Below are 24,076 nucleotides of genomic sequence, written 5' to 3'. Positions count from 1 at the left end.
ACCTCACGTTTAACACCCTTCCCCGTCATCACGCCCTGAAAATAAGCAATTAATGAGTAATGCATTTCATGGATGAAATGAAAGCCATGCTTGCACATGGATGTGCTTTCATGGCGTTTACGTTCACATCAATTGTGGTTTTGAAGGAAATAGCGTGATGTTCGGGTGCGCTGAGAGGTGACGAATAACCGAAGCGCAGCTTCGCAGTATGAGGAAGTGAAGGCATGGATGCCGACAGTAACCCAGCTTCAAGGATGAATTACTTGCAGCAGAGTAAAATTTGAAAATCTATAGCCCCTCTTTGGCTGCTGTCGCCAGCGCGACAAAACCTTGAATAAGGTTTCTAATCATTAGAAAGTGCCAAACGTATTCGCGTTATCTGTAATAGAAATTCTAAGCACCTATTTAGATACTTATTCGGGCTATCGCCCGCGCGTCAGCAAGCTAAACGTCTACAACAAATAACACATACTCTTGGCTTTTAAGCGAGTAAGTATATTTGTGATTCGTCGGGTTTCGTTGCACTTTGCCTAACCTATGCAACTTGTGTTGTAAGGCGAAAGTTAAGTGCTTTCATAACTTTAAAAATAGTTTCCCAACGTGGCTTGGTTTTACCGTTAACGGCCTTATATAAGCTTTCACGGTTTAATCCCGTTGCTTTAGCAATATCACTCACGCCATGTTTTTTAACTAATAAGCCAAGTGCTTCAATAAAGGTATTTGGATCGTCATCAGCTAAACACTCTTCTAAAAATGTATTAATTTCTTGCTGTGTTTCCATATAGTCAAACGGGTTAAAATCTGATGTTTGTAGCGCCATAATAATTACTCTAATTTATTCAACTTGCTAAATTAATGTAGCCTAAAAGCTACAGGCGCACAATGTTATTTATAGCTTTAAAGCTGCCGCCAGCACGTCAGCAAGCTAAGCGCCTACAATAAATAACACATACTCTTGGGTTGTGAGCGAGTAAGTATATTTGTGATTTGTTGGGTTTCGTTTCACTCTTCCCAACCTACGCCCATATTATTTATGGCGAATCACCACACACAAAAAAGCCGTTGCATTGCTGCAACGGCTTTTATAATTTTGATAAATCCCCAAACTATAATGGAACTTACTACCCATTAAAGGTCAAAAAATTAGTCTCTTGTTTACGATAAATAAGTTTGCGAATACCCCCTCCATTTTTATTGGGCTGGCGGACAGCAAAAAAAATAAATAAGTTTGCGAAAAAGCACCTTTATTACCCATTTAAGGAACAATTATCTAGTGTGGCAATTAGGAATGCAAAACTTGCACCCATCCACATTAGGATAAATATTCTTTGCTTTTTGTACTGCCGAAGAGCATGTGCTGTGCATACCTAGCTCTGCTTTATTTGAAGGCATAAAGTTACAGCCATTTTTATGTACTTCATGTTCACCAGTAGTCTGCGAGTTATTGTTTACATAATATAGATCCATCTTAAATATCCTTAATTTTAATATATACAAAGTCACTTCAAATAAGCTTATTTAAAAGTGTAGAACTTAAATTTAAAATATCTAGTATGCTTTTTAGGGATGAAGTTATTGAGGGGGTAAATACTTTTTTATAAAAGAGAAGTGTTTAATATCTAGATAAAACTCATAGCCGTTTAGATATGGGCTACGTTTTATGTATATAGCATTATTGGTTAACTCAATGTCTTGGTAAATTATTAATTCAAGAAGCTTCTTAGAGATGTAATCAAATCTGGAGCCTAAGCCAAATAAGGCTGCTCCATAATGAATAACAGCTGCAATGTCATCTGACGTCGCTATATCGGGTTTTACTGACCAGCCAGCAAAACTGTATTCTTTTAGTCGAGCTTGCATCACTTCGTTAATATTACATGCTGCACTAGCTGGCGTAACTGTGGATTCCCTTAAAGGGATATAGAACCATTTGGTTCCCGTACGATAGGCTTTCAGCCCCAAACTTAAAGCAGTCTGTCTATTTGAAATCGTATGTATTACATGAGTCTTATCTCGTAATCGCTGCGTGAACTCATAAGTATAGGGAACGGAGGATTGATAATTTAAAGTCAATTCAAATGCAGTATCAGCATCTTTGTAAATAACAAAAATCTCTCCCCACCATGTTATCGTAATGGTGTACTTCATTGATTTAAGCTCTTTAAACAGTCCATACAAAAAAGGGGCTATCCATATCCAGTCTTCGGTACTTATATCAACCCCATTTTTCGGTGAGCGATGGTAATCGAATATAACTCTGCGCTTTTTGGCTTGCTTTAGCTTTGAAATCAAGGATTGGATATTCATCCCTCTTTCCTAATATCAACACTAATTGATTGATAGCGTTTACCCACTTTACCTGCCTTAGTAATACCCACACCACTAAATGTAATTACCTTATTATGATAACTACAATGCTCAAAACGTAAGCTGACTTTATTCTCTGTCCCAGCACTAATATGTGTTAACCAATCACCGTAATCGATACCAAACAAGCGCTTTACTAACCGCCTTAGAAGTTGCTCTATATAAAGTTCTAGCTTTTCCAGCCTTGCTTCTAAATGATTAATCTCCTCGTTAATACTTAGCAAAGTGGAATCACAACCGGCGGATAAACTATTTATACAATCATTATCCAGTGCGTGTATTGAGTTCCCTACTTCGTCTAAACGCCAAATTAAATTAGATAATTCTTCGAGTTCAACTTCCTTTACTTCAAGCTCTTTAACCATAGATAAAGCCAACGTATAGCGCCTTTTATCTAGCTCGACCTTTTTAAGAGTACAACCGTCTATTAAGATGTCAGTTGTAGCTATATAAGGAGTGGTAAAGTAAGGCTCTTTATTAGGTGGCACTAACCCTGAAAAAGCAATCTTGTAGGGTGTTACATGTAAGTACGATACTGTGTTGTGCCCATACCTTTTTGTAAGTTCAAAAAACCAATTAATACCCGTTACTTTTAATACCACTTCTTCTAGCTCATTGCTCAAAAGTACCTGCCGCGCGCGTTCGATTTGAGCCATTAAATCATCACTATATTCAATTAAACAAAAACTAGGCGTTGTTAGTCGATGGTGCATATAGAGGCTACTTTTATTAAGCTCACTAACTTGAATACAAATAATTTGATGGCTCACCAGTCTCACTCCTCTATTAATTATTTTGAACGATAGGATGCTGGCGGTAGATGCAAATACAGCCATTGGGTGTCGTATTTATAAAGCCACATATAACAAGCTGGGTACATAGTTTTAATTTCGGCACGTGTAGAAAAGGAGTGTTTTTTAAGGACTGAACGCATCTCAATACGATACTTGTCTCTTTTACCCAGTGCCCTTAAGTATTGTCTCCACTCTGAAAGCTGATAATGCTCACCACATATTTTCTCAACAGAGCTAACTGATACTTGCTCTTCGCGTGCTATTGCATCTCTAGCATCACCTTTTACTAAACGCATTAAAATTCGCTTTTCTGTATCAGCTGAAATAAATTGCGTCCGTTTTAAATAAGCTATATTTTCTTGTTTAGCTAGCTTAATCACATAACCTATAGAGCAGCTTATACGTCTAGCTATTTCAGTAAAATTTAACTCACCTCCCTGTAGTAATAATAGACACTGTTTCTCACGTTTTTTATCTTTATCTGTTGGTTTCAATAACTGTAAATGCTCTTGCGCCGCTATGTCAGGCAGTTGCTCCAAGGCAAAGCGAAATAATATAAGTTTAAGCGGATGGCATGCATAATAGGGCTTGCGAATAAGATTTCTTACTACGTGTTCAGTAAAAACATCGTTATTAAACAGGCGCACAGTTATGTTTGATATAACCGCTATTAAGCATTGCATACTGATGCTGTCATTACTCATAAACCCTTTTTGTCTAACCAGAGCATTCAAATTATTTTTGTCCAGTAACAAATCATTGCGCTTCTGGCTTTTAGCCGACTCATTAACTTCCAACACATAAGAAGTGAAAAACCGCTGTAAATCACTCGCTGGCGCATCAGAAGATGATATTGCTTGTGGAGGCAAGCTGTATACTCTTGATGAAGGCGGTGTACCGATAAGTAACGTATTGTGTATATGGCAACTTTGTATGCCTGTGAACTGATGTGACAGGTGCCAATAAGCAACGCCATACTTCTCTTTATCAGCTTCAATACACGATAAGCAGTATTTATCCTTGCTTAATGCTTTCAGACCCGATTGGGAGATTTTAGCGTAATTGCCTAATCGATAAGATGGACCCGTGAGCATAACTTTTTTAAGCTTTTTCGGCTCATGACCCGCTAAAGAAAATAAGGGATAGTAAGTATGCTCATTAAGTAATTGTTCTACTGGGAAGTTCGTTTGCGCAGAAAAATACGCTAAGTGGGTGGCTAGCTTTTGGTCTAAACTTAACCCATATTGTTCAAACCAAAGCAAGCTCGCTGAACGATGATTATAGCTACCCGAGTAAACTCTGAGCCGTGCCAAAAATGAATATATAGTCTCATCAGGTAGCAACGGCAGTATATTCATTAGCTTTAACTCAGTAGCCCATTACAGTTCAATGAATGTTTTTTAAAATGATCTGCGCGGTAGCTAGCTATATTTTCACCCGTATATTCTTCTGCAAATTTAATTAAAAGCAAAAATATCATAGGGTGTGTCTGCCTAACTTTAGGAGATAATATGCGTTGAATTTTAAAGCTTGTAGATTTCTCAAGTTCAGCACCATAACGCTTGGTAGGCTCCAATTTGTTAAATGATTCTCTTAGAAATAAACCCCATTGGTTAATTAGCTTAGATGAAAACACAACGCCCCTTGACGTATATTTTGCCTCGAATAGTTCATATAAAATTTCGCGAACTGAGGCAACCCATGCCCTAGTGTGTGGTAAGGGCTGAGTTAATAAATATTTAGATTGCTTATCCAACCAAACTTGTAAGGGGGTTATAGCTACCCTAGGTAATTTACACGCATTATTAGAAGATATAATAGGGTTATCGATTAAGGTTTTTTTATGATCCCATACGACATGTTCTAAAACTGACGAATGCTTTGAGCAAGTGTAAATTGTTGGTATTTGATGCTCACTATACCAGTACGCTAAGCCTATTGATTTTCTATCATTTTCAGCGCACATTCTGCAAAACTTAAGAGGTTTAAATACTTTTAAAAGCTGCTCACCTTCAAATAGATTATGACTTGCCTTATGACCATTTATAATCGCTGCATTGTAAAGGTTAAGCTCACCGGGTTTAATAAAGCCTTGCCAATAATTAGCACTAAAATGATCAATTAATACCGCACGGTTTATAAGCCCAGTATTATTTTCAATACTTGTTGGCTCCAATATATTTATGCAAGGAATAATGGAGCGAGGATAGATATTATCGGGTATTGTTGAAGCCCTTATATCGGATATAAGCATTTCGTTAGGTAAGCTTAAATGCTTTCCTAGATAGCGTAATCTCATTATATACGCGGGGTAATATTCATTAGCTTGAATTGGAAAGAAGTTAATGAAATGTTCGAGGTCGCTCACTTTGAAACCCCACTATCAAACGAATTAATGTCAATCATCCCATCTACTTTTGATAATTTTTCAAGCAGCAGCTTTTGTTTATTGACAGCTTTTTTTTCTGGTGGTTTAGAGCTCTGTTTACTTGTTCCATTTTTGCTGTCATCTGCATAATAATTTCTTTCTCCATTAAAAAATGTTTCAACATCCATTTTTATAGTATCCATTGCATAATCTAATAACTCACTGCTTATGTCTTTGTCATTATTTTCAAAAGACAAAACTAATACTTTTTCAGCAAGCTTGAGTAATATCGACATGTTCCCACGACAAAAAACCAATACTTTATTTATCTGTGCTTTCGTTATTTTTTCTTCTGACTCGGGGAAAATATAGTTGTTGAAAAGAACTTTAATTACTTCAACGATAGTACCTTTATCTATTGTCATGCAGCTGTAATTTTTACTCATAAACTGCTCATAACGACGTTGAGTAGCGTTACTATCAACAATAGCATCTCTCAAAATCGGCGTTCCAATTAATAGAACAGGAACATTGAATTCATTGTATATTTCTTGCAGAAAGCTGGCATTAATACCATCTTTATCAGCTCTTCTTCCTGAACTAAACCATTGGCTCTCATCAATAACCAGTATTCCTACTGAGTACTGTAGAAAAACAGAAGTAACCTCTTTTAAATAGTGATCTACTGATTTATTTTTTGTTGATTCACTATAGATCGAGCCTGATAAACAATGAACTTCTTTTAGTATACTTCTTAAAGTCGCTTTTTTAGATGATGTACTACATGTTACTTTTACCCACACAATTTGTTTTAACGGCGTTTTTGTTGCTGTCGCTTGATGATTATGCTCAATTACTTGTGGGATAGTATTTAAAACTCTCTCAACCGTCATCGTTTTCCCATATCCTGCTGGGCCACATAAATAACCACCAGATGAAGATGATTTGCTTAATTGATTGGAAGAAAATAACTTCTCATTTATTTGTTTAAAATACGCTTCATCGTTAATATTTTTTGCCAAATAGCCTGTTGATATTGCATTTTTTAATGAACAATAGACTGCCCAAGTTTCATCGTCCGGTAAGAAAAAAAACTTATCCATTAATTTTCTTTTAAGAACTACAGCTTCATATGCATTTTTACCTTTTATAGCTTCAAGAACATCTGCTTTTTTAAGTAAAACTTTACTCTGAAGCATAAAATCTTTTTTATTAGCAATAAGGTTGAGTGCTTTTAATAATGGATTTGGAGCCACAAGTTTTTCTATTTGCTCAAAATAATTACTCATTTACTCATCCCCTTCTATCTGGTCAATCAAACTACACACTTTCTTAGCGTTACTGTTAACTTCGTTCTTTTTATCTTCCTCGACATTAGACTTTGTATCTTTGACACATGATTTAGCCATAGACTTGGGTACGCAGCTTTTCTTGTTGCCATCTTCAGCAACTTTAATGCTCTTTGCGAAATTAGCATTTGCCAGACTTTTATCGTAATTCTGCTTACTTTTTTTTACTCTCTCCTTCTGAGCGAATAAAGATAGATCGAACTGATCAGCACCTTCAAATTTGCAATACTTCTCATCTAAAACGAATTCAATTAACTTACCCTTACTATGAGATCCTCTGTACCATATTTTATCAGCACAACTAGGATTGTATTTCACTTCAATCTCAACGACCTTTTCATGGTTATTTTGAGCGGTTTCCATTCTAAACTTCTCAAAGTCGATGCAGTCTGTTTGATAGACTAATGATACGACTTTACGCACCCCACACTTTCTTTTTATTTCAACGCCACCTTTCCCTACTTTTGCCGTAATTAGAGGAAGAATGGCTTCCATTATTTTCTGCGGAGTACACTGTGGCAATTCATTTACTACTGAATTTAAACTATAGTTCCAGATTGCTACGGGGGTCGGGTCAACATCAGCAATCATCATTGCTTTGTCCAACTTTTTAGAAACATCCGCAGTGCTATTACGTTTGATAATCCACTCTATAATTAACCTATTTAGATCTTTAAGCGTTAGGGAGGCTTTTCTTGAAGCATGCTGAAACGCTTTAGGACCATTTTTATCTACAAAACTTTCCAGCCTTTTAGCAAAATCATCTTTAAAACACCTAAAAGCGCCCTCAACAGTTCCTTTGCCTTTGCCAAAGTATGCTGTTGGAAGAGAGACCGTTTTGATGCCGATATCTCCATCAATCATACTTTCTATATTTCTTTTTTTAAGCTCAGTACCACGATCAAAAACAAGCTCCCGACACACATGATGACAGGGCCAATCTCCATCTTTATATTCGACGTTATGCTTCTTGCATAAAGCTGACTTCTCAACAAACGAATTAAATAAAGCCATCCTAAATGACTCTTCTGATTGGCCTAGATGAGTCAGATAAAAGCCCACAATACAACTACTAAAAACGTCTATAACAAAATAGAGTGTAAGCCTAGGAACTGCTTTAAAGTTAAACTCTGACACGACATAAGCATCTATGGTAGTTGAATCAATCTCATAGCGCTCTGATACACAAGATAAACCAGATCTAGACGTAGAGGTTCTAGTTGCATAGCTATTATTAAATTCCTTAGCGCCGAATATACGCTTCCGATGCTCTGCTTTTGTTACAAGCTTATAATAAAGCCGCCTAAATTGACCTAGTGTGAGTAACTTTGAATAATCTATTTCTCTATTAGCCTGCTCGCTAACCGCAAATCTCTGGTTAAACTCATCACACAAAATAGACAGTGAACTTTGTCGTTTAATTCTTTTTATGAAATGAGACACATTGATTTCATCTTGCTGATTAACAACTCGACGTTTCTCTTTATAGGACATAGGAGGCCTTCCGAGGCCTTTTGAAAACTTTTTCTTAGCTTCAATGGCATTTTTAGCTATGCTGCGAAATTTTCCTATATTTTTGTATAGAGGTATAAATGAGTCACGGCATTCACCAAATGCTAAGTAAATATTCAAGATTCGGTAAGCTGAAGATAAGTGAAACCCAAACTCAGCACTTAAAGCTTTAATTTCACTGTGTAATAGGCCATTAAGGTATAGTCGAATTCCATTTGGTCTTTGGAAAAGTAGTTTAGAGAACTTGTACTTATGATTCGTTTTAGAAAGTACCTTTTCATAGCTCAATTTTTTTTTAAGCTGTATTGAGTTGCATTGCCCCTGAGATAATTGATGTTCTTTAAACCACCGCACACGTTCAGAATTAGCAAAATCGCAGTTACGTACCTCATAATCTTGAAAATAAAAACCACCGAGTACATCACCAATCGAATATATAAATGGCTTTTTAGGTTTTGCATAATTTTGCTCAATTAAAATTAGGCACTTAACACCACTCTCATATAAAAAATCGAGTACTGTATAAGTATCACAAACATATTTACCATTTTTCTTGTACTTCGGTGAATATAATTCTTGACCAATAGTAATAGCTTCTGTTACTCCCATAACCACGACCCCTCTGACTTATAGAGTAAACCAAATGGTTTGATCTTTCGGTGCATATTAAATGGGAGCTGGTGTTCCCTCATTAAAACCCAAAAGCACCCTCTAATCTTACACTCAGCGATTTTTAAAGATGCAGCAACTAATTCTATTAAGGCGTGAAATTCGATAAATGCAGCGTGTTTAGAGTAAATTAAGAGGATTTTTCTTCTAACTTTTTTTAGAAGGGTTTTGGGGTAATTAACATCATCATACACACTCATTTGCGAAAGGTTATCTTGAAAGTCTTTATTGATAAGCGGATGTTTTTGTGTGATCTCAGACCACTTCACCTCTTTTATTTCCCAGTAGATTGCCTCTATTTGTAACTTATTTTTAGTATTAAGTTCTTTATTTTGAGTGCTGCGGTAGCAACCATCCTCTGAAATATACTTAAGCGAAAAAGCTTCTTTACAAGTATTCCCTCTAGAATCGATATATGTAATGAGCACGTCAGTTGTCATAACTGAAACTTGCTCGTACCTAGACCGTTTATTAGAAACTATGTTTGAGGGATGCCTTACACCTAAATTTTCTGCTATGGATAAAGTTTCAGTAATTTTTAATAAAGGATATTGAGTGCTAATAGCGACTATATTTTTATAATAAGCTAGTCCTTTAACAAACTTAGTTTCTAGCTTGGAGAGTGTGTCTAGCTGAACATCAAAGCCCTTAAGTAAATTAACTGATGCAAATCCACTGGTTGGCACAGTTTTAATCGATAAAAAAGGAACATGCCCACCTTTAACTTTACACTTATGGTTCCAAGCACCAATACTGTTTATTACACTTACGCTAATTGGCGGCTGCGTCTCGTAAAAGTTGAACAACTCTTCATTGCCGTCTTTAATATCTTCATAATTTTTCATACCCGTAACCTTCTCTTGATATGTATTTAAATCTATATACACAAAAAAATAGTGTCAAGTACAAAAAACCGTCTAAAATTAAAATTAACACATACAAATCAACAACTTAATAACACGGATTTTAATTTTGTCAACCAAGCTCATTCTTACAAAGCATAATTTTTTCAATACAACAAAAGGTTAAAAAAACGACAAATAACAATAATATAAGCAGTAGTTAATCAATAATAAATCGGAAGGGGAAACCAAATGGTAATAACTGAAACGAAGCTAAAACTATTCGAAAAGCTGATTAAAAGCAGACTTTTTTCTCAAAAAAAATATTTTTATTTTTTTATAAAAAAGCAAAAAATTAACAAAATGACAACGCTAATTGATCTACTTGAATCACCAGAGGGGCTGGATAAGCTCGAAAAAGAGCTCGATTTTTTTATTCGTACTAATAAAAAACAACATATAAAGCGCTTTTTAGGAGCATTAAAATGAATGATTTCTCGCGAGCTCAACAGTACATTCAGTTTTTTACTGAAGTACTCAAACTTAATAAACTTACAAATGCGCCTACTGAGCAACACCGTATTTATTACAATCAAATCAACTTATTCTTATCGCATCACGCTCTTTTATCGGCGGCTCAAGTCATTGATTTACTTTCGACACCCACTAAGCTATTTACTGAACAAGATTTAAAAAACTTAGTCGATACAAATAAAGCCTTTTTTGTAACAGCACCAACTTTCGCAGGATATGAAGGCTACCCTGCTTTTCAGTTTGATATCTATAATCGACGCGTTAAACCTATTTTAGAACCTATTATTGAACAGGTAAGTAAATACTATTTCGACTGGGATATTGTACTTTGGTTAGGGTCATACTTTGGCGACCTGAATAGCTCAGCGATTGAAGCAATAGATAACCCTAAGCAACATTACTTGTTGATTCAATTAGCGAGGAATATTGAAAATGAGTGCTTGTAGCTAAAATTCAGTTCTATTTATACGCTATACAACACATAAATATTGAGCTTTTAGCTAAATTACAATACTGTACCTAGATAGTATAAAAGTTACAGTGCGCAGTATTGTCGGCCATTGTACTAACAACACAAAGGACTGCTAGTGATACCTAATTACCAGCAATTTATGCGCCCATTTTTAGAGGTTGCACATAGAGCCCATGGAAGAGAAGTTAAGTTAAGGGATGTAATTAACGAACTAGCTGAACAGTTTAACCTTACTGACGAAGAAAAAACGGAGACACTCCCAAGTGGGAGGCAGCCTATTCTCGATAATCGAGTTGGCTGGGCACGCACATACCTCACAAAGGCTGGACTTCTAGAAGTTACAAGACGCGCGCACTTTGTAATTACTACACGAGGCATAAAAGCACTCAAAGATGAAGCAACGGTAATAGACAAAAACTATTTAAAACAATTTGATGAATTTGTCGCCTTTTCTGAACAAAAAAATGAGGCAGCAGTAATAACTGCCCCAATAAATCCCCAAAGTAATGATAATATAGAAGACATAACGCCAGATGAAGCATTAAGAAACGCTTACAAAGCAATTAATGACGCTCTTACATCGGACCTTTTATCTAGAACACGTAAAGTTACACCTGCATTTTTTGAGGAGCTGTTGATAGAGCTACTAATTGCTATGGGCTACGGAGGTACTGGTGAGGGTGCAGCTCATGCATTAGGTAAAACTGGAGATAATGGCATTGATGGTGTTATAGACCAAGACCCTTTAGGCGTAGATCAGATATACATACAAGCTAAACGTTATACCAAAGGTAACAATGTGGGCGCTGGTGATATTCGTGACTTCTTTGGTGCATAAAACCTGAAAAAAGCACAGAAAGGTATTTTCATTACAACATCTGAATTTACATCATCAGCCATCGAAACCGCACAAAACTTAGGTATTCGTATCGTACTTATAAACGGCACAGAATTAGCTAACCTCATGCTGCGATACAACATCGGTAGCAGAGACGAGCAGGTATTGCACCTGAAAAAAATAGATGAAGAATTTTTTGAATTATAAGCTTGAGAATTAAAAATGAATCAACAAGAAATTAAACAGTTAGAAGCTGAGCTTTGGGACAGTGCTAACTCATTACGCGCTAATTCTAAACTCACAGCCGCAGAATATAAAGACCCTGTATTAGGGTTAATTCTATTGCGTTATGCGCAAAATCGATACGAGCAAGCAAAACAGCAAATTGAAGCGAATACTCCGAATGGGCCTCGTGGTAAACGTGCGCCTTCAAAGGATGATTTTCTAGCTGCTGGTGCGATGATGTTACCGGAGGAATCGCAATTTGATTACTTAGCAGACTTACCCGAGTCAGAATCATTAGATGAAGCTATAAATAATGCTATGAAGCTTATTGAAGAGCTATATCCCGATTTAGCGGGTGTACTACCCAAAAATTATCAAGAGTTTGATACAGACCTTTTACGTGAGTTAATTCGTGTTTTTAACAAAGACTCTGTAAAGGAGATTAAAGGTGATATCTTTGGTCGAATTTATGAGTTTTTCTTAATGAAGTTCTCAATGGATGGCGCAGGTGCGCAAGAAGGCGGTGAGTTCTTCACACCACCGTCATTAGTGCAATTAATTGTAAATATGATTAAACCAAATCACGGTATCATTCATGATCCAGCTTGTGGTTCAGCAGGTATGTTTGTACAAACGGGTCACTTCATTGAAGAACAAGAAAAGTACGCTTCGGTCAACCAGAAAGTGAAGTGTTATGGTTCAGAACTTAAGTCTAACAATACCCGTTTAGCCAAAATGAACTTAGCGATTCATGGCATTGAGGGCAAAATAGTTGAAAGTAATAGTTTTTACTCAGATCCCCATGCGTTAGTGGGTAAATGTGATTTTGTTATGGCTAACCCACCTTTTAACGTTAAAAAAGTCGATAAGAAAAAGGATTATGTTAAAAATGACATTCGCCTTTTTAAAGATGTAGGCATTCCTAAAGCTGATAATGGCAATTACTTATGGGTGCAATATTTCTATCACTATCTAAATGAGCAAGGTCGTGCTGGTTTTGTAATGCCTAGCTCAGCCACAGATGCTGGCAATACTGAGAAAGCCATTCGCCAAAAACTAATTGAAACCGAGGCGGTTGATTGTATTGTTGCGGTTGGAAATAACTTCTTCTATACCCGCTCGTTACCTTGTCACGTTTGGTTTTTAGACAAAGGTAAAAAAGAAGAAAATAAAGATAAAATTTTAATGATTGATGCTCGCAATACGTTTCGTGTAGTGACTAATACCATTAATGATTACTCACCGGGTCAGTTATCAAATTTTAATGCGATTACAGAGTCTTACCGAGGTGACAATACAGCCATTGCAGCGGCGAAACAGTCACATAATCATGAAGCTATTTTGTTAGCAAAAGATATAGCACAAGAAATTAATCAATTGCGTAAAGAGTGCAAAACGATTCTAGCAGCATCTAATGCCGATGATTTCACCGGCAATAAACCAAATCTAGATTTCAGTTCAATCTCAGGAGAGCTAGATGAGCAACTTAGTGTTGCTGATGGCAGTGATTTTGATAAATGTGAAACATGGAGCGAGCACTTTAAACTACCTGTTGAAAAGCTATTTTCTTTAATTGAGCAATACCAAGCGCAGTCAGAAAAAGCCTTGGCTGACTGTAAAGCACAAGCCAATAGTATCAAGGAGAGCAGGGAAGACAAAGCAACAAAAGACCAATTGAGTAAGCTGAACAAACAGCTCAGAAAACAACTTGATGCGAATAGCCGTCTACTTAAATCATTGAATACAGCATTAAACGATCATAAAGAACTTCTTAAGCAAGAGATTGCTGATTACAAACAACGAATCACAGACTGGGCTTCACTGAGAGAGAACTTCCCTAACGACGAATATCAAGATGTTGAAGGCCTGTGTAAAATTGTTAGTCGTGAAGAAGTTGAAGAAAATGATTACAGCTTAACGCCTGGCCGTTATGTTGGTTATCGTATTCAGATAGATGAAAATTTTGATTACCGCAGTCGTATGAAAGAAATTAAATCTGAGTTGTCGGAGTTATCTAGTAGTGCAAATGAACTCCTCGGGAATATCCAGGAGTTAAAGTATGACTAAAGATTGGTCAATTAAAAAAATTAAAGAGTTTTGTGTATTTAAGTATGGAAAGAACTTGCCAGCCGACAAGCGAATAGATGGTCCTTATCCTGTCTACGGTTCCTCTTCTATAGCTTCTTACCACGAAGACTATTTAATTGAAGCTCCAGGATTAATCATCGGGAGAAAAGGTACTGTCGGTAAAGTTCAGCTCAGTAAAGAGAATTATTTTCCTATTGACACAACATTTTATGTTGATAAAACATGCACAAAAGAAAACATATATTTCTTATATTACTTTTTTCAGCTTTGCGGTTTTGAAGGAATGAACTCTGATGCTGCGGTTCCTGGCTTAAACAGAAATGCGGCTGTAAATCTCAAAGTATCTTTACCCCAAAGAGTATTACAAAACAAAATTGCTACAGTTTTGCTGACTTATGATGACCTCATCGAAAATAACTTAAAACGCATCAAGTTGTTAGAAGAAATGGCGCAAATAACTTACGAAGAGTGGTTTGTTCGGATGAAATTCCCTGGCCATGAAACAGCGGTTTTTGATGCAGAAACAGACTTGCCTGAAGGTTGGACTACAAAAAACCTAGGACACTTTATAGAACACGAAATTGGCGGTGGATGGGGTGAAGAAGAAGCTTCGAAAGAGTTTTCAGAATCAGCTTATGTCATTAGGGGCACTGACTTTGATAGTTTACCAACAGGAAAGACGCAAAATGTTCCGTTAAGGTGGCATAAAAAGTCAAATCTAGCCTCAAGAAAACTAGCTCCTGGAGATATCATCTTTGAAGTGTCGGGCGGAAGTCAAAACGAAGGAGTTGCTAAAACAGCCTTGATGACAGAAGAGTTTTTGTCGCTATTTAATGAAGGTGTAATGTGTGCAAGCTTTTGTAAGCTAGCTAGACCGACTTCAATGGAAGTTGGACATTATCTTTTCTACTTTTTGAGATTCTTACGAAAGATAAAAGCTTCTGAAGTATTTGAGATTAGAAGTGCAAGTAATATTGTAAATTATAACTGGACAGCTTTCTTAAAGTTCCAAGAAGTAAACCTTCCAAGTGAATCGCTTCTAGATGAATTTCATGCCTTGAGCGAAAATTCGACTAAGCAAATATCAGTATTAGCAAAGCAAGTGAAGCTATTAAAAGAAGCCAGAGATATTCTCCTGCCAAGATTAATGACAGGCATGATCGATATCGAGAAAGTGGAATTGCCGGAAGCTATGTTAAGACGGCTAGAAGAACAAGAAGATAAGATGGCAACAGCCGTATAAGTAAATATAAGAAAGAACAATGACAAATGCTTTAGCTTTAAAAATAAGTTAATAAAGCGTATTGAATGGAGTATCAATAAATGAGTTATGAGTATTCTGAAGATGGTTTAGTAGAAGCTGCCAGCGAAGAGGTATTGCTTGACCTGCAATGGCAGGTTGAAACCGCTTGGCATAATGAAATCCTATCGAGCCAAGACGACCGCAGTGATGGTTTACTTGGTCGTGCTAATAAATCAGAAGTCATACTCATTCGTTACTTACAACAAGCACTGGTTAAGCTAAACCCTCAACTACCTGATATGGCCTATCAAAATGCCATTGATCAAATAACCCAAATTGAAGCCGATAAAAGCCTAGGTGCAATTAATAAGGCCAAGCACGAGCTATTAACTAAAGGTGTGCAAGTTAGCTATCAAGACGATAATGGGAAACTGCAAAAGAAACGCCTTAAAGTATTTAACTTTAAGGCGCCTACAGAAAACCATTTTCTCGCAGTTAGGCAGTTTGAAGTAGTCGGTAAGCTTTATAACCGCCGCCCAGATATTGTTGGCTTTGTTAACGGTATTCCGCTGGTGTTTTTTGAGCTTAAAGCCCATCACACAGATTTACGCAACGCTTATGAAGATAACCTAAGCGATTATAAAGATACGATTGAAGAAGTATTGCATAGCAATGCCTTTATCATTTTAAGTAATGGTACTGACTCTCGCGTAGGTACAGTGACCAGCCCTTATAAGTTCTTCCTTGAATGGAAGCGTATTGAAGAAGACGACAAAGGTGAAGTGAGCCTAGACACTATTTTACGTGGCACCTGCGAAAAGCATCGATTGCTCGATTTATTTGAGAACTTTTTGCTATTCGATGGTGAAGGCGATGATGTTGTAAAAATCATGGCGAAAAATCACCAATTTATTGGTGTAAACAAAGTAGTCAATAAAGCCAAAAATATTAATGACTTAAAAGGTAAGCTAGGCGTTTTCTGGCATACCCAAGGATCAGGTAAGTCATACTCTATGGTATTTATTTGCCAAAAAATATTACGAAAATTTGGCAAGAGCTACACCTTCCTAATTGTGGTTGACCGTACAGAATTGGAAAACCAGCTTTATGATACCTTCACTGGCTGTGGCGCATTGACCGAAGAAAATATGCGAGCTAAATCACGAACTCATTTACGCGAATTATTGAGTGAGAATCATCGTTATGTATTTACGCTTATTCATAAGTTCGCCATTGATAAAAAGAAAGAAACCGAATACCCAAAGATCACTGATAGAGATAACATCATTGTTATTTCAGACGAAGCTCATAGAACGCAAGGCGGTACATACGCACAAAACATGCGCTTTAAAGCCATCCCTAATGCGTCTTTCCTTGGCTGTACCGGTACACCGTTAATCGATGATGAAGTTGAATTAACTAAAAAAATATTCGGTGGTTATGTATCTATCTATGACTTTAAAAAAGCGATGGATGATGGTGCAACACTGCCTTTGCGTTATTTAAATCGCGGTGAAAAGCTCGATATCGAAAACCCAGACTTAGACGAACGCATGGCTGAAATCATCAATAATGAAGATTTAGATACCGATCAAATTGCTAAGCTTAGAAGAGAGTTTGCTAGAGATTATCCAATTCTAACTTCCGATGATCGCCTTGACAAAATCGCTAAAGATTTAGTGTGGCACTTTAATGATCGAGGCTATCAAGGTAAAGCGATGTTTGTAGCGCTTGATAAACCTACCGCTGTTCGTATGTATGAATTAGTGATGAGTTATTGGCCTGAGTATATTAAAGAGTTAAAACAGCGCATTGAAGATGTAAGCGATCAGCAAGAAGAACTCACCATTAAGAAACATTTAGCTCGTGTTGAAGAAACCGAAGTTTGTGTGGTGGTCAGTAGTGAACAAAACGAAGTTAAGAAATTTAAAGCGCTTGATTTAGATATCGAAACCCATCGCAAAAAAATGGTGGAGCGTGATCTTGAAACTGAGTTTAAGGATGAAGACAACCCGTTTCGCTTAGCTATAGTGTGTGCCATGTGGATTACAGGCTTTGATGCCCCCTGTGTATCAACCGTTTACTTAGATAAGCCTATCCAAGGCCATACGTTGATGCAAACCATTGCTCGTGCCAACCGAGTGTATGATGACGAAAAAGAAAACGGCTTAATTGTTGATTACGGCAATGTGTATACCCAATTAGAAAAAGCCTATTCAGTTTACGGTGAAGGCGGTAAGCCTTCGTCATCTGGAAGTAAAGGCAATGGTGGCGAAGAAAAGCCAACCAACCCAGTTGAAAAACTAGAAGAAATGGCTGAAGAACTTAATGCAGCTATTCTTGCTGTTGCTAATTTTTTATCAGAAGTTGACTTTAACCTTGATGATCTTGTTAACGCAAAAACCGCTATGGAGCGTTTAACTTCATTGGGCAAAGCGGCAAATGCAGTAAGCTTAAATGAAACTACCCGAACTCAATTTGAAGTTGCTGCTCGTGAGGTAATGCGCAAATACAAAGCACTTTACCCAGAAGAGATTGTTAAGCAATTTATTCCTCGTTATAACGCTGTTGAAGCCATTTATAGTCAACTTAATCAAAAAACAAAATCTGCGGATATCTCATCAGTTATGCGCAAACTTCAACAAGAAGTCAGTATGAGTGTTAGCACGCTCAAGAATGAAGTTCGTGGAGATGATTATGTTGATTTAGGTAATTTAGACTTTGATAAATTACGACAAGCGTTTGCCAAATCAGAACAAAAAAATGCTGTTGTTTTTGACCTGCAAGAAGCAATAGAAAAACAGCTTGAAAGAATGATACGAGAAAACCCTATTCGCCTTGAGTTTTACGAGAAATATAAAAAAATTATTGCCGAATACAACGCTGGCAAAGATATTCAAGCTGTTCAAAAAGCATTTGACGACTTAAGTGACTTTATGAAGAATGATTTGACCCCTGAGCAAGAAAGGGCTGTGCGAGAAGGCGTAGACGAAGAAACCCTTGCGATTTATGACTTACTTAAAAAGCCAACGTTAACTTCAGATGAAGAAAAGGAAGTAAAAAAAGTAGCAAAAAAAACATTAACAAAACTTAAAGCAGAAAAGCTAAAAGTAGAGCGTTGGCGTGAAAGCACTCAGGTTAGCTCTCAAATAAAAACGATGATTAAAAATAGCTTAGAGTGGTTACCTCAAGATGCTTACCCAGATGAAGAGTTAGCGGATATGAATTTAGTTATTTACCAGCATGTTTATACTAACTACCAAGGTGCTGGGAATAGCACATATGGTTCTTTTTAGGTGTAATTATGGACTTAACATTTAAAAAAATAGGACATAAATCATTCCCTTCTTCGGGCCGTAAACTAATGGCATATTTATGGGAAGATAACTGGGACGACCATTCCTTCAAGACAACATTTTCATTGGTAGTATGTGACGAAAATCGAGAGCAACATACGATAGGTAAACTTAAACTAGGTATAGCTGGTATGGAGGCAGGATGGTCTTCGGAAAAGCTAAACGATACCTTTGAAGATTTAGACGAAAGCCACTTTAGCTTAGGGCAGGATGAAGAATATTATAAAAATATTCGTGAACTACTCAGCCCAAGTTTAGGTAATTATATTTTGGAAAAGTTAAATGACGTCGCTTATTCTAAAAAGTGCTTCGATCTTGCTTTAAATGAGCCTGTTTTTAAAACGTCATTATTACGTTCTGTGAGTGTTTCAATTATTCATGGTCAATACTCTAGAATACTAAATGGTGAAACACCGTTAACAGAGTTTAACTTTTTTTATAGAAAAGAACAGACAGAAGAAAGTGCGCAAGTAGATTTGAGTTTCGAAGTAACTCCGGGATCTCTTCCTTCTAGCAATATTCATGTATTAATTGGTCGTAACGGGGTTGGCAAAACCACTCTATTAAATAATATTGTAAAAGCTATTATTGATGAACCTTCGGAAGATTCAGATGTTGGTTTACTGCACTGCGAGCAAGATTTCGAAATAAAGACTAATTTACCTAAAGACTATTTTAGTAGTATTTCATCAGTTTCCTTTAGCGCTTTTGATCCATTTATACCTCCACAAAACAGGCCTGATCGTAGCTTAGGAACATGCTATTTCTACATAGGCTTGAAGGTAAATAATGACGAAAATATAAATGAGTTAAAGAGTACAGAACAACTTAGGTGTGATTTTATTGACAGCTTGGAAGTATGTTTTGGCTTAGATAGTAAGAAACGTCGTTGGTTAAGAGCAATTAAAACTCTTGAGTCTGATAATAACTTTGCTGATATGAACTTAACACGTCTAGGTTATTTAGAACGCTTCAGCGAAGTCGAAAAGTCAATATCTAATTTGGTCGAGCGCATGAGCTCTGGTCACATGATCGTTTTACTCACAATAACAAGTCTAATTGAAACTATTGAAGAGAAGACGTTAGTTTTAATTGACGAGCCAGAGAGTCATTTGCATCCTCCTTTGCTATCAGCTTTCACTAGAGCATTGTCAGATTTATTGATTGACAGGAATGCAGTGGCAATTATAGCTACTCACTCCCCTGTGGTACTGCAAGAAGTACCTAAAAATTGTGTTTGGAAACTAGAAAGAACTCGTAATGAAGGCAAATCATTTCGGCCTGAAAACGAAACCTTTGGGGAAAATGTGGGTATTTTAACAAGAGAAATATTTGGATTAGAAGTTATTAAGTCTGGATTTCACGCCTTACTTGCAAAGTCCGTTAAAAGTGGCAGTACCTTTGATGAGATTATGGATAATTATGAAGCTCAGCTGGGATTTGAAGGACAAGCTATTTTAAGAGCTCTGATTGCCAATAGAGAGGCAGATAATGAGAGCTATTAACCCGCCACAAGTAAACTTTACTGACGTATTAAACACATGCGTTGGAAGCATTAGTTGCCAGAAACTGACACAAGAGCTTAATGCAATTAACCCTCAATTTAATAATGCAGTACAAGATTTTATTTTAAAAGTAGCCACTGCTGATTTGTTTCAAATTCCTAGTTTTCAAGGTGGAGATGACGATACAGTAACAGGAAATATAACGAAAAAAGAGCTTAAAGGCCTATATACACAACATATGGTCCCAGAAAGAAAACCTGCTAGATCTTATTATGACCAGCTCATGATGTCGGCTCCTCTACGTATTTGTCCATTTTGTGGTTTTGGTCATGTAACGACGTTAGACCATTATTTGCCTAAAGCTAAATTTCCGTTGCTATCAATTTTGCCAAATAACTTAGTACCAAGTTGCGCTGATTGTAACAAAGGAAAAAGTGCTGGGATTGCAGGTACAAAGCAAGAGCAATGCTTACACCCATATTTTGATCAAAAACACTTTGTTGATGATCAATGGTTATATGCTGATGTACAGGAAACATCTCCACCCACAATAAGGTATTATGCTCGACCTCCACACCAATGGCATGATGATGATAAGGTAAGGGTTCAAAACCATTTTATTGATTTTAAGTTAGAGAATAGATTACGCACACAAGCAGGAACCGAAATACCTCATTTAAAAGGTGAGTTGGAGTATGATTTTCAAATTAATCAAGCTGTAGGAGTAAAACAAGCATTGCAAAGAAAATTTAATATAGCTGTGGCACAACACGCTAACTGTTGGAAAACTGCAATGTATCAAGCATTAGCTAATAGCGATTGGTACTGCACTGGTGGTTTTAAATAAATTTATTACCCGATTAATTTAAACAGTGAATGAAAAGGTGAGCTATAAAAGCTCACCTTCTTTATCCATTCGCAAACTTATTTATACGCGTTCGCAAACTTATTTATCATGAACATCTCTGCTCTTAGTCGCGATATGTCTCAACCGCTGGGCATGAACATACTAAGTTACGGTCGCCGTATACGTCATCAATACGTGTAACGGTTGGCCAAAACTTGTTTTTAGCTACTGCAGGCACTGGGAATGCAGCGTAAAAACGGTCGTACGCGCGGTCCCATTCGTTACCTAATACGTCGCCTTGTGTATGCGGTGCAAACACTAGCGGGTTGTTTTCGATTGACCATTCGCCAGAGATTACTTTTTCAATTTCGCCTTTAATCGAAACCATTGCTTCGATAAAGCGGTCAATCTCACCTTTTGATTCAGACTCAGTTGGCTCAATCATTAATGTGCCAGCTACTGGGAACGACATAGTTGGTGAATGGAAGCCGTAATCTTGCAAGCGCTTAGCTACGTCCATTTCAGTAATGCCTGATAGCTCTTTAAGTGGGCGCAGGTCAACAATACATTCGTGAGCAACACGGTTGTTACGACCACGGTATAAAATTGGGAAGTGCTTGCTTAGCTCATGCGTTAAGTAGTTAGCATTAACGATTGCCATTTCAGTAGCTTGTTTTAAGCCCTCTGAACCCATCATGGTAATGTAAGCCCATGAAATAGGTAAAATAGCGGCTGACCCGTAAGGCGCTGCCGATACCGCACCGTTACCAATGTTAGTACCTGGTACGTTAATTACGCTGTGGTTCGGCATAAACGGCGCAAGGTGCGATTTAACACCAATTGGGCCAACACCTGGACCACCGCCACCGTGTGGAATACAAAACGTTTTATGCAAGTTTAAGTGCGATACGTCTGAGCCAATAAAGCCTGGGCTTGTTACACCAACTTGCGCGTTCATGTTTGCGCCGTCCATGTAAACTTGGCCGCCGTGCTCATGAATAATGTCACAAATTTCGCGAATTGTTTCTTCGTATACGCCATGCGTAGACGGGTATGTGATCATGATGCACGATAAGTTTTCAGACACTTCCTCAGCTTTCGCTTTAAGGTCTGCCATGTCTACGTTACCGTTTTTGTCGCAGTTAACTACCACAATTTTCATGCTTGCCATTTGCGCTGATGCAGGGTTAGTACCGTGCGCAGAGCTTGGAATTAAACATACATTACGGTGTGCATCGCCGCGTGACTCGTGGTATTTACGAATCGCGATTAAGCCTGCGTATTCACCTTGCGCGCCAGAGTTTGGCTGTAGTGATACTGCATCGTAACCGGTAATGTTTACTAGCCAGTCGTGTAGCTCGCCAATCATTATTTGGTAACCTTCTGCTTGATCTAGCGGGCAGAATGGGTGAAGGTTTGCAAACTCAGGCCACGTAATTGGGATCATCTCGGCGGTCGCGTTTAGTTTCATGGTACATGAGCCTAACGAGATCATTGAGTGATTAAGCGATAAGTCTTTGCTTTCTAGTCGCTTAATGTAGCGAAGCATGTCTGTTTCGCTGTGGTAGCTGTTAAAGTTTGGATGCGTTAGTACTTCGTCGTCACGTACTAAACTTGCAGGAATTGACTCGCTGCCGTTTGCTTCAACGTCGGCGGCAATAGCGTCAACACTTAGGCCATGACCTTCGCCTAAAATAATATCGAATAACTGTGCAATATCGGCACGTGTTGTTGTCTCTGATACCGAAATTGAGTACTCGCCTTCGTGGTTTGTTGCAAAGTTTACGCCTTTTGCAATTGCACGTGCTATTACGTCGTCTTTGCTATCGCTTACTACTGTTAGCGTATCAAACCAAGTGCTGTGCTTAAGTGCGATGCCTTTAGCTTTAAGGCCACTTGCTAAAATATCAGCAAAGCGATGTATACGCTGCGCGATAGTTTTTAAGCCTTGTGGACCGTGGTACACCGCGTAAAACGCTGCCATGTTGGCAAGTAATACTTGCGCTGTACAAATGTTTGAGTTGGCTTTGTCGCGACGAATGTGTTGTTCGCGCGTTTGCATTGCCATACGTAGTGCGTCGTTACCTAAACGGTCTTTAGATACACCAATAATACGACCTGGTAATGAACGTTTGTATGCGTCACGTGTTGCAAAAAATGCAGCATGTGGGCCGCCGTAACCCATAGGTACGCCAAAACGCTGAGCCGAACCAAGTACTACGTCTGCACCTAGCTTACCCGGTGCTTTTAATAGTAATAAACTCATTATGTCGGCAGCAACACAGGCAATGGCCTTTTTGCTTTGTACGCCAGCAATTAGGTCAGTTATGTCGACCACTTCGCCTGATGTAGTTGGGTATTGGAACAATGCGCCAAAAATATCAAAGTTAACGGCATCTTCTGCTTTACCTACAATTATTTCAAAACCAAACTGCTCGGCACGCGTTGTTACTACGTCGATTGTTTGTGTGTGTACGTCGTCTGCAATAAAAAAGGCATTGGCTTTTTTTGCTTTTGATACGCGTTTTGCAAGGCCCATAGCCTCTGCAGCCGCTGTTGATTCGTCAAGTAGTGATGCACTTGCTAAATCAAGACCTGTTAAATCTAGGGTCATAGTTTGGAAGTTTAATAATGATTCTAAACGCCCTTGAGCAATCTCTGGCTGATACGGTGTGTACGCTGTATACCAACCTGGATTTTCTAGTACGTTACGTAAAATTACGTGCGGTACGTTAGTTGGATGATAGCCTTGGCCAATGTACGATTTGAAAACTTTATTTTTGCTTGCTACTGATTTTAGGTAGCTTAGTGTTTCAACTTCAGTACGGCTTTCGCCAACTGTTAATGGCTGCTCTAAGCGAATGCTTGCAGGTACAGTTTGGTCAATGAGCTCTTGCACACTCGATACTTCTAAAGCACTTAGCATATCGCTTACTTGTGCTGGGCTTGGCCCAATATGGCGGCGAATAAAATCTTGCTTTTGCTCTAGTTCTTCAAGAGATTTGGCGTTTGACATGAATCCAGATTCCTATGATCCTAAATGCTAATGGGTAACTAGCATTAATTA

17 protein-coding genes and 1 pseudogene are annotated in these 24,076 nt (G+C 37.7%); 8 read left to right on the top strand and 10 right to left on the bottom strand.

The features are described from left to right. Positions 1-535: 535 nt before the first annotated feature. The 9 genes from H5122_RS06655 to H5122_RS06615 all read right to left on the bottom strand — a co-directional run bounded on the left by H5122_RS06655 (position 536) and on the right by H5122_RS06615 (position 9,904). On the bottom strand, positions 536-820 hold the full coding sequence (locus H5122_RS06655) for an addiction module antidote protein (RefSeq protein ID WP_007579952.1): 285 nt from the start codon (positions 818-820) through the stop codon (positions 536-538). Positions 821-1,266: 446 nt separating this feature from the next. After that, positions 1,267-1,467 carry a hypothetical protein gene (locus H5122_RS06650; protein ID WP_006794791.1) on the bottom strand — a complete coding sequence of 67 codons (201 nt, stop codon included), beginning with the start codon at positions 1,465-1,467 and terminating at the stop codon, positions 1,267-1,269. A gap of 105 nt (positions 1,468-1,572) precedes the next feature. After that, complete coding sequence (locus H5122_RS06645; protein WP_182681736.1) at positions 1,573-2,307, bottom strand: hypothetical protein; 735 nt, start codon at positions 2,305-2,307, stop codon at positions 1,573-1,575. Then, entirely contained in the window at positions 2,304-3,137 is an 834-nt protein-coding gene (locus H5122_RS06640; protein ID WP_182681735.1) for a hypothetical protein, read from the bottom strand. Before H5122_RS06640 ends, H5122_RS06645 begins: the two co-directional genes overlap by 4 nt. A 20-nt stretch (positions 3,138-3,157) precedes the next feature. Beyond that, entirely contained in the window at positions 3,158-4,519 is a 1,362-nt protein-coding gene (locus H5122_RS06635) for a TnsD family Tn7-like transposition protein (RefSeq protein ID WP_182681734.1), read from the bottom strand. Between the two features lie 5 nt (positions 4,520-4,524). Further along, positions 4,525-5,529, bottom strand: a complete 1,005-nt coding sequence (locus H5122_RS06630; protein WP_156797363.1) for a hypothetical protein — start codon at positions 5,527-5,529, stop codon at positions 4,525-4,527. Then, positions 5,526-6,818 (bottom strand): ATP-binding protein, encoded by a 1,293-nt coding sequence (locus H5122_RS06625; RefSeq protein WP_182681733.1) that lies wholly within the window; start codon positions 6,816-6,818, stop codon positions 5,526-5,528. Before H5122_RS06625 ends, H5122_RS06630 begins: the two co-directional genes overlap by 4 nt. Further along, positions 6,819-8,999: a hypothetical protein gene (locus H5122_RS06620; protein ID WP_182681732.1), complete on the bottom strand. Its 2,181-nt coding sequence runs from the start codon at positions 8,997-8,999 to the stop codon at positions 6,819-6,821. Continuing rightward, entirely contained in the window at positions 8,990-9,904 is a 915-nt protein-coding gene (locus H5122_RS06615) for a TnsA endonuclease N-terminal domain-containing protein (protein ID WP_182681731.1), read from the bottom strand. The genes H5122_RS06620 and H5122_RS06615 overlap by 10 nt, the downstream gene beginning before the upstream one ends. 249 nt (positions 9,905-10,153) lie before the next feature. On the opposite strand from H5122_RS06615, the gene H5122_RS06610 reads away from it, so the two are divergent. The 8 genes and pseudogenes from H5122_RS06610 to H5122_RS06575 all read left to right on the top strand — a co-directional run bounded on the left by H5122_RS06610 (position 10,154) and on the right by H5122_RS06575 (position 21,009). After that, positions 10,154-10,390 carry a hypothetical protein gene (locus tag H5122_RS06610; RefSeq protein WP_182681730.1) on the top strand — a complete coding sequence of 79 codons (237 nt, stop codon included), beginning with the start codon at positions 10,154-10,156 and terminating at the stop codon, positions 10,388-10,390. Continuing rightward, positions 10,387-10,881: a hypothetical protein gene (locus H5122_RS06605; protein WP_182681729.1), complete on the top strand. Its 495-nt coding sequence runs from the start codon at positions 10,387-10,389 to the stop codon at positions 10,879-10,881. The genes H5122_RS06610 and H5122_RS06605 overlap by 4 nt, the downstream gene beginning before the upstream one ends. Before the next feature lie 165 nt (positions 10,882-11,046). Next, positions 11,047-11,952 (top strand): annotated as a pseudogene (locus H5122_RS06600) (restriction endonuclease). Positions 11,953-11,967: 15 nt separating this feature from the next. Then, on the top strand, positions 11,968-14,037 hold the full coding sequence (locus tag H5122_RS06595) for an N-6 DNA methylase (RefSeq protein ID WP_182681728.1): 2,070 nt from the start codon (positions 11,968-11,970) through the stop codon (positions 14,035-14,037). Further along, a complete protein-coding gene (locus H5122_RS06590) occupies positions 14,030-15,301 on the top strand; it encodes a restriction endonuclease subunit S (protein WP_182681727.1) in 1,272 nt (423 codons plus the stop codon). The genes H5122_RS06595 and H5122_RS06590 overlap by 8 nt, the downstream gene beginning before the upstream one ends. A gap of 80 nt (positions 15,302-15,381) precedes the next feature. Beyond that, positions 15,382-18,597 (top strand): type I restriction endonuclease subunit R, encoded by a 3,216-nt coding sequence (locus H5122_RS06585; protein WP_182681726.1) that lies wholly within the window; start codon positions 15,382-15,384, stop codon positions 18,595-18,597. Positions 18,598-18,605: 8 nt separating this feature from the next. Next, on the top strand, positions 18,606-20,162 hold the full coding sequence (locus H5122_RS06580) for an AAA family ATPase (RefSeq protein WP_182681725.1): 1,557 nt from the start codon (positions 18,606-18,608) through the stop codon (positions 20,160-20,162). Next, entirely contained in the window at positions 20,149-21,009 is an 861-nt protein-coding gene (locus H5122_RS06575) for an HNH endonuclease (RefSeq protein ID WP_182681724.1), read from the top strand. Before H5122_RS06580 ends, H5122_RS06575 begins: the two co-directional genes overlap by 14 nt. Positions 21,010-21,133: 124 nt before the next feature. Here H5122_RS06575 and gcvP read toward each other — a convergent pair whose 3' ends face one another. Next, positions 21,134-24,025 carry an aminomethyl-transferring glycine dehydrogenase gene (gene gcvP / locus H5122_RS06570; RefSeq protein ID WP_182681723.1) on the bottom strand — a complete coding sequence of 964 codons (2,892 nt, stop codon included), beginning with the start codon at positions 24,023-24,025 and terminating at the stop codon, positions 21,134-21,136. Positions 24,026-24,076: the final 51 nt, after the last annotated feature.

The sequence above is a fragment of the Pseudoalteromonas sp. SG43-8 genome, assembly GCF_014164245.1.
Lineage (GTDB): Bacteria > Pseudomonadota > Gammaproteobacteria > Enterobacterales > Alteromonadaceae > Pseudoalteromonas > Pseudoalteromonas distincta.
This window is presented reverse-complemented; position numbering and strand designations above follow the sequence as displayed.

Coding starts and splice junctions, on each gene's coding strand:
- H5122_RS06585 (WP_182681726.1), top strand. CDS start 15,382: ATGAGTTATGAGTATTCTGAAGATGGTTTAGTAGAAGCTGCCAGCGAA.
- H5122_RS06650 (WP_006794791.1), bottom strand. CDS start 1,467: ATGGATCTATATTATGTAAACAATAACTCGCAGACTACTGGTGAACAT.
- H5122_RS06615 (WP_182681731.1), bottom strand. CDS start 9,904: ATGAAAAATTATGAAGATATTAAAGACGGCAATGAAGAGTTGTTCAAC.
- H5122_RS06645 (WP_182681736.1), bottom strand. CDS start 2,307: ATGAATATCCAATCCTTGATTTCAAAGCTAAAGCAAGCCAAAAAGCGC.
- H5122_RS06605 (WP_182681729.1), top strand. CDS start 10,387: ATGAATGATTTCTCGCGAGCTCAACAGTACATTCAGTTTTTTACTGAA.
- H5122_RS06635 (WP_182681734.1), bottom strand. CDS start 4,519: ATGAATATACTGCCGTTGCTACCTGATGAGACTATATATTCATTTTTG.
- H5122_RS06655 (WP_007579952.1), bottom strand. CDS start 820: ATGGCGCTACAAACATCAGATTTTAACCCGTTTGACTATATGGAAACA.
- H5122_RS06625 (WP_182681733.1), bottom strand. CDS start 6,818: ATGAGTAATTATTTTGAGCAAATAGAAAAACTTGTGGCTCCAAATCCA.
- H5122_RS06590 (WP_182681727.1), top strand. CDS start 14,030: ATGACTAAAGATTGGTCAATTAAAAAAATTAAAGAGTTTTGTGTATTT.
- H5122_RS06620 (WP_182681732.1), bottom strand. CDS start 8,999: ATGGGAGTAACAGAAGCTATTACTATTGGTCAAGAATTATATTCACCG.
- gcvP (WP_182681723.1), bottom strand. CDS start 24,025: ATGTCAAACGCCAAATCTCTTGAAGAACTAGAGCAAAAGCAAGATTTT.
- H5122_RS06575 (WP_182681724.1), top strand. CDS start 20,149: ATGAGAGCTATTAACCCGCCACAAGTAAACTTTACTGACGTATTAAAC.
- H5122_RS06595 (WP_182681728.1), top strand. CDS start 11,968: ATGAATCAACAAGAAATTAAACAGTTAGAAGCTGAGCTTTGGGACAGT.
- H5122_RS06610 (WP_182681730.1), top strand. CDS start 10,154: ATGGTAATAACTGAAACGAAGCTAAAACTATTCGAAAAGCTGATTAAA.
- H5122_RS06580 (WP_182681725.1), top strand. CDS start 18,606: ATGGACTTAACATTTAAAAAAATAGGACATAAATCATTCCCTTCTTCG.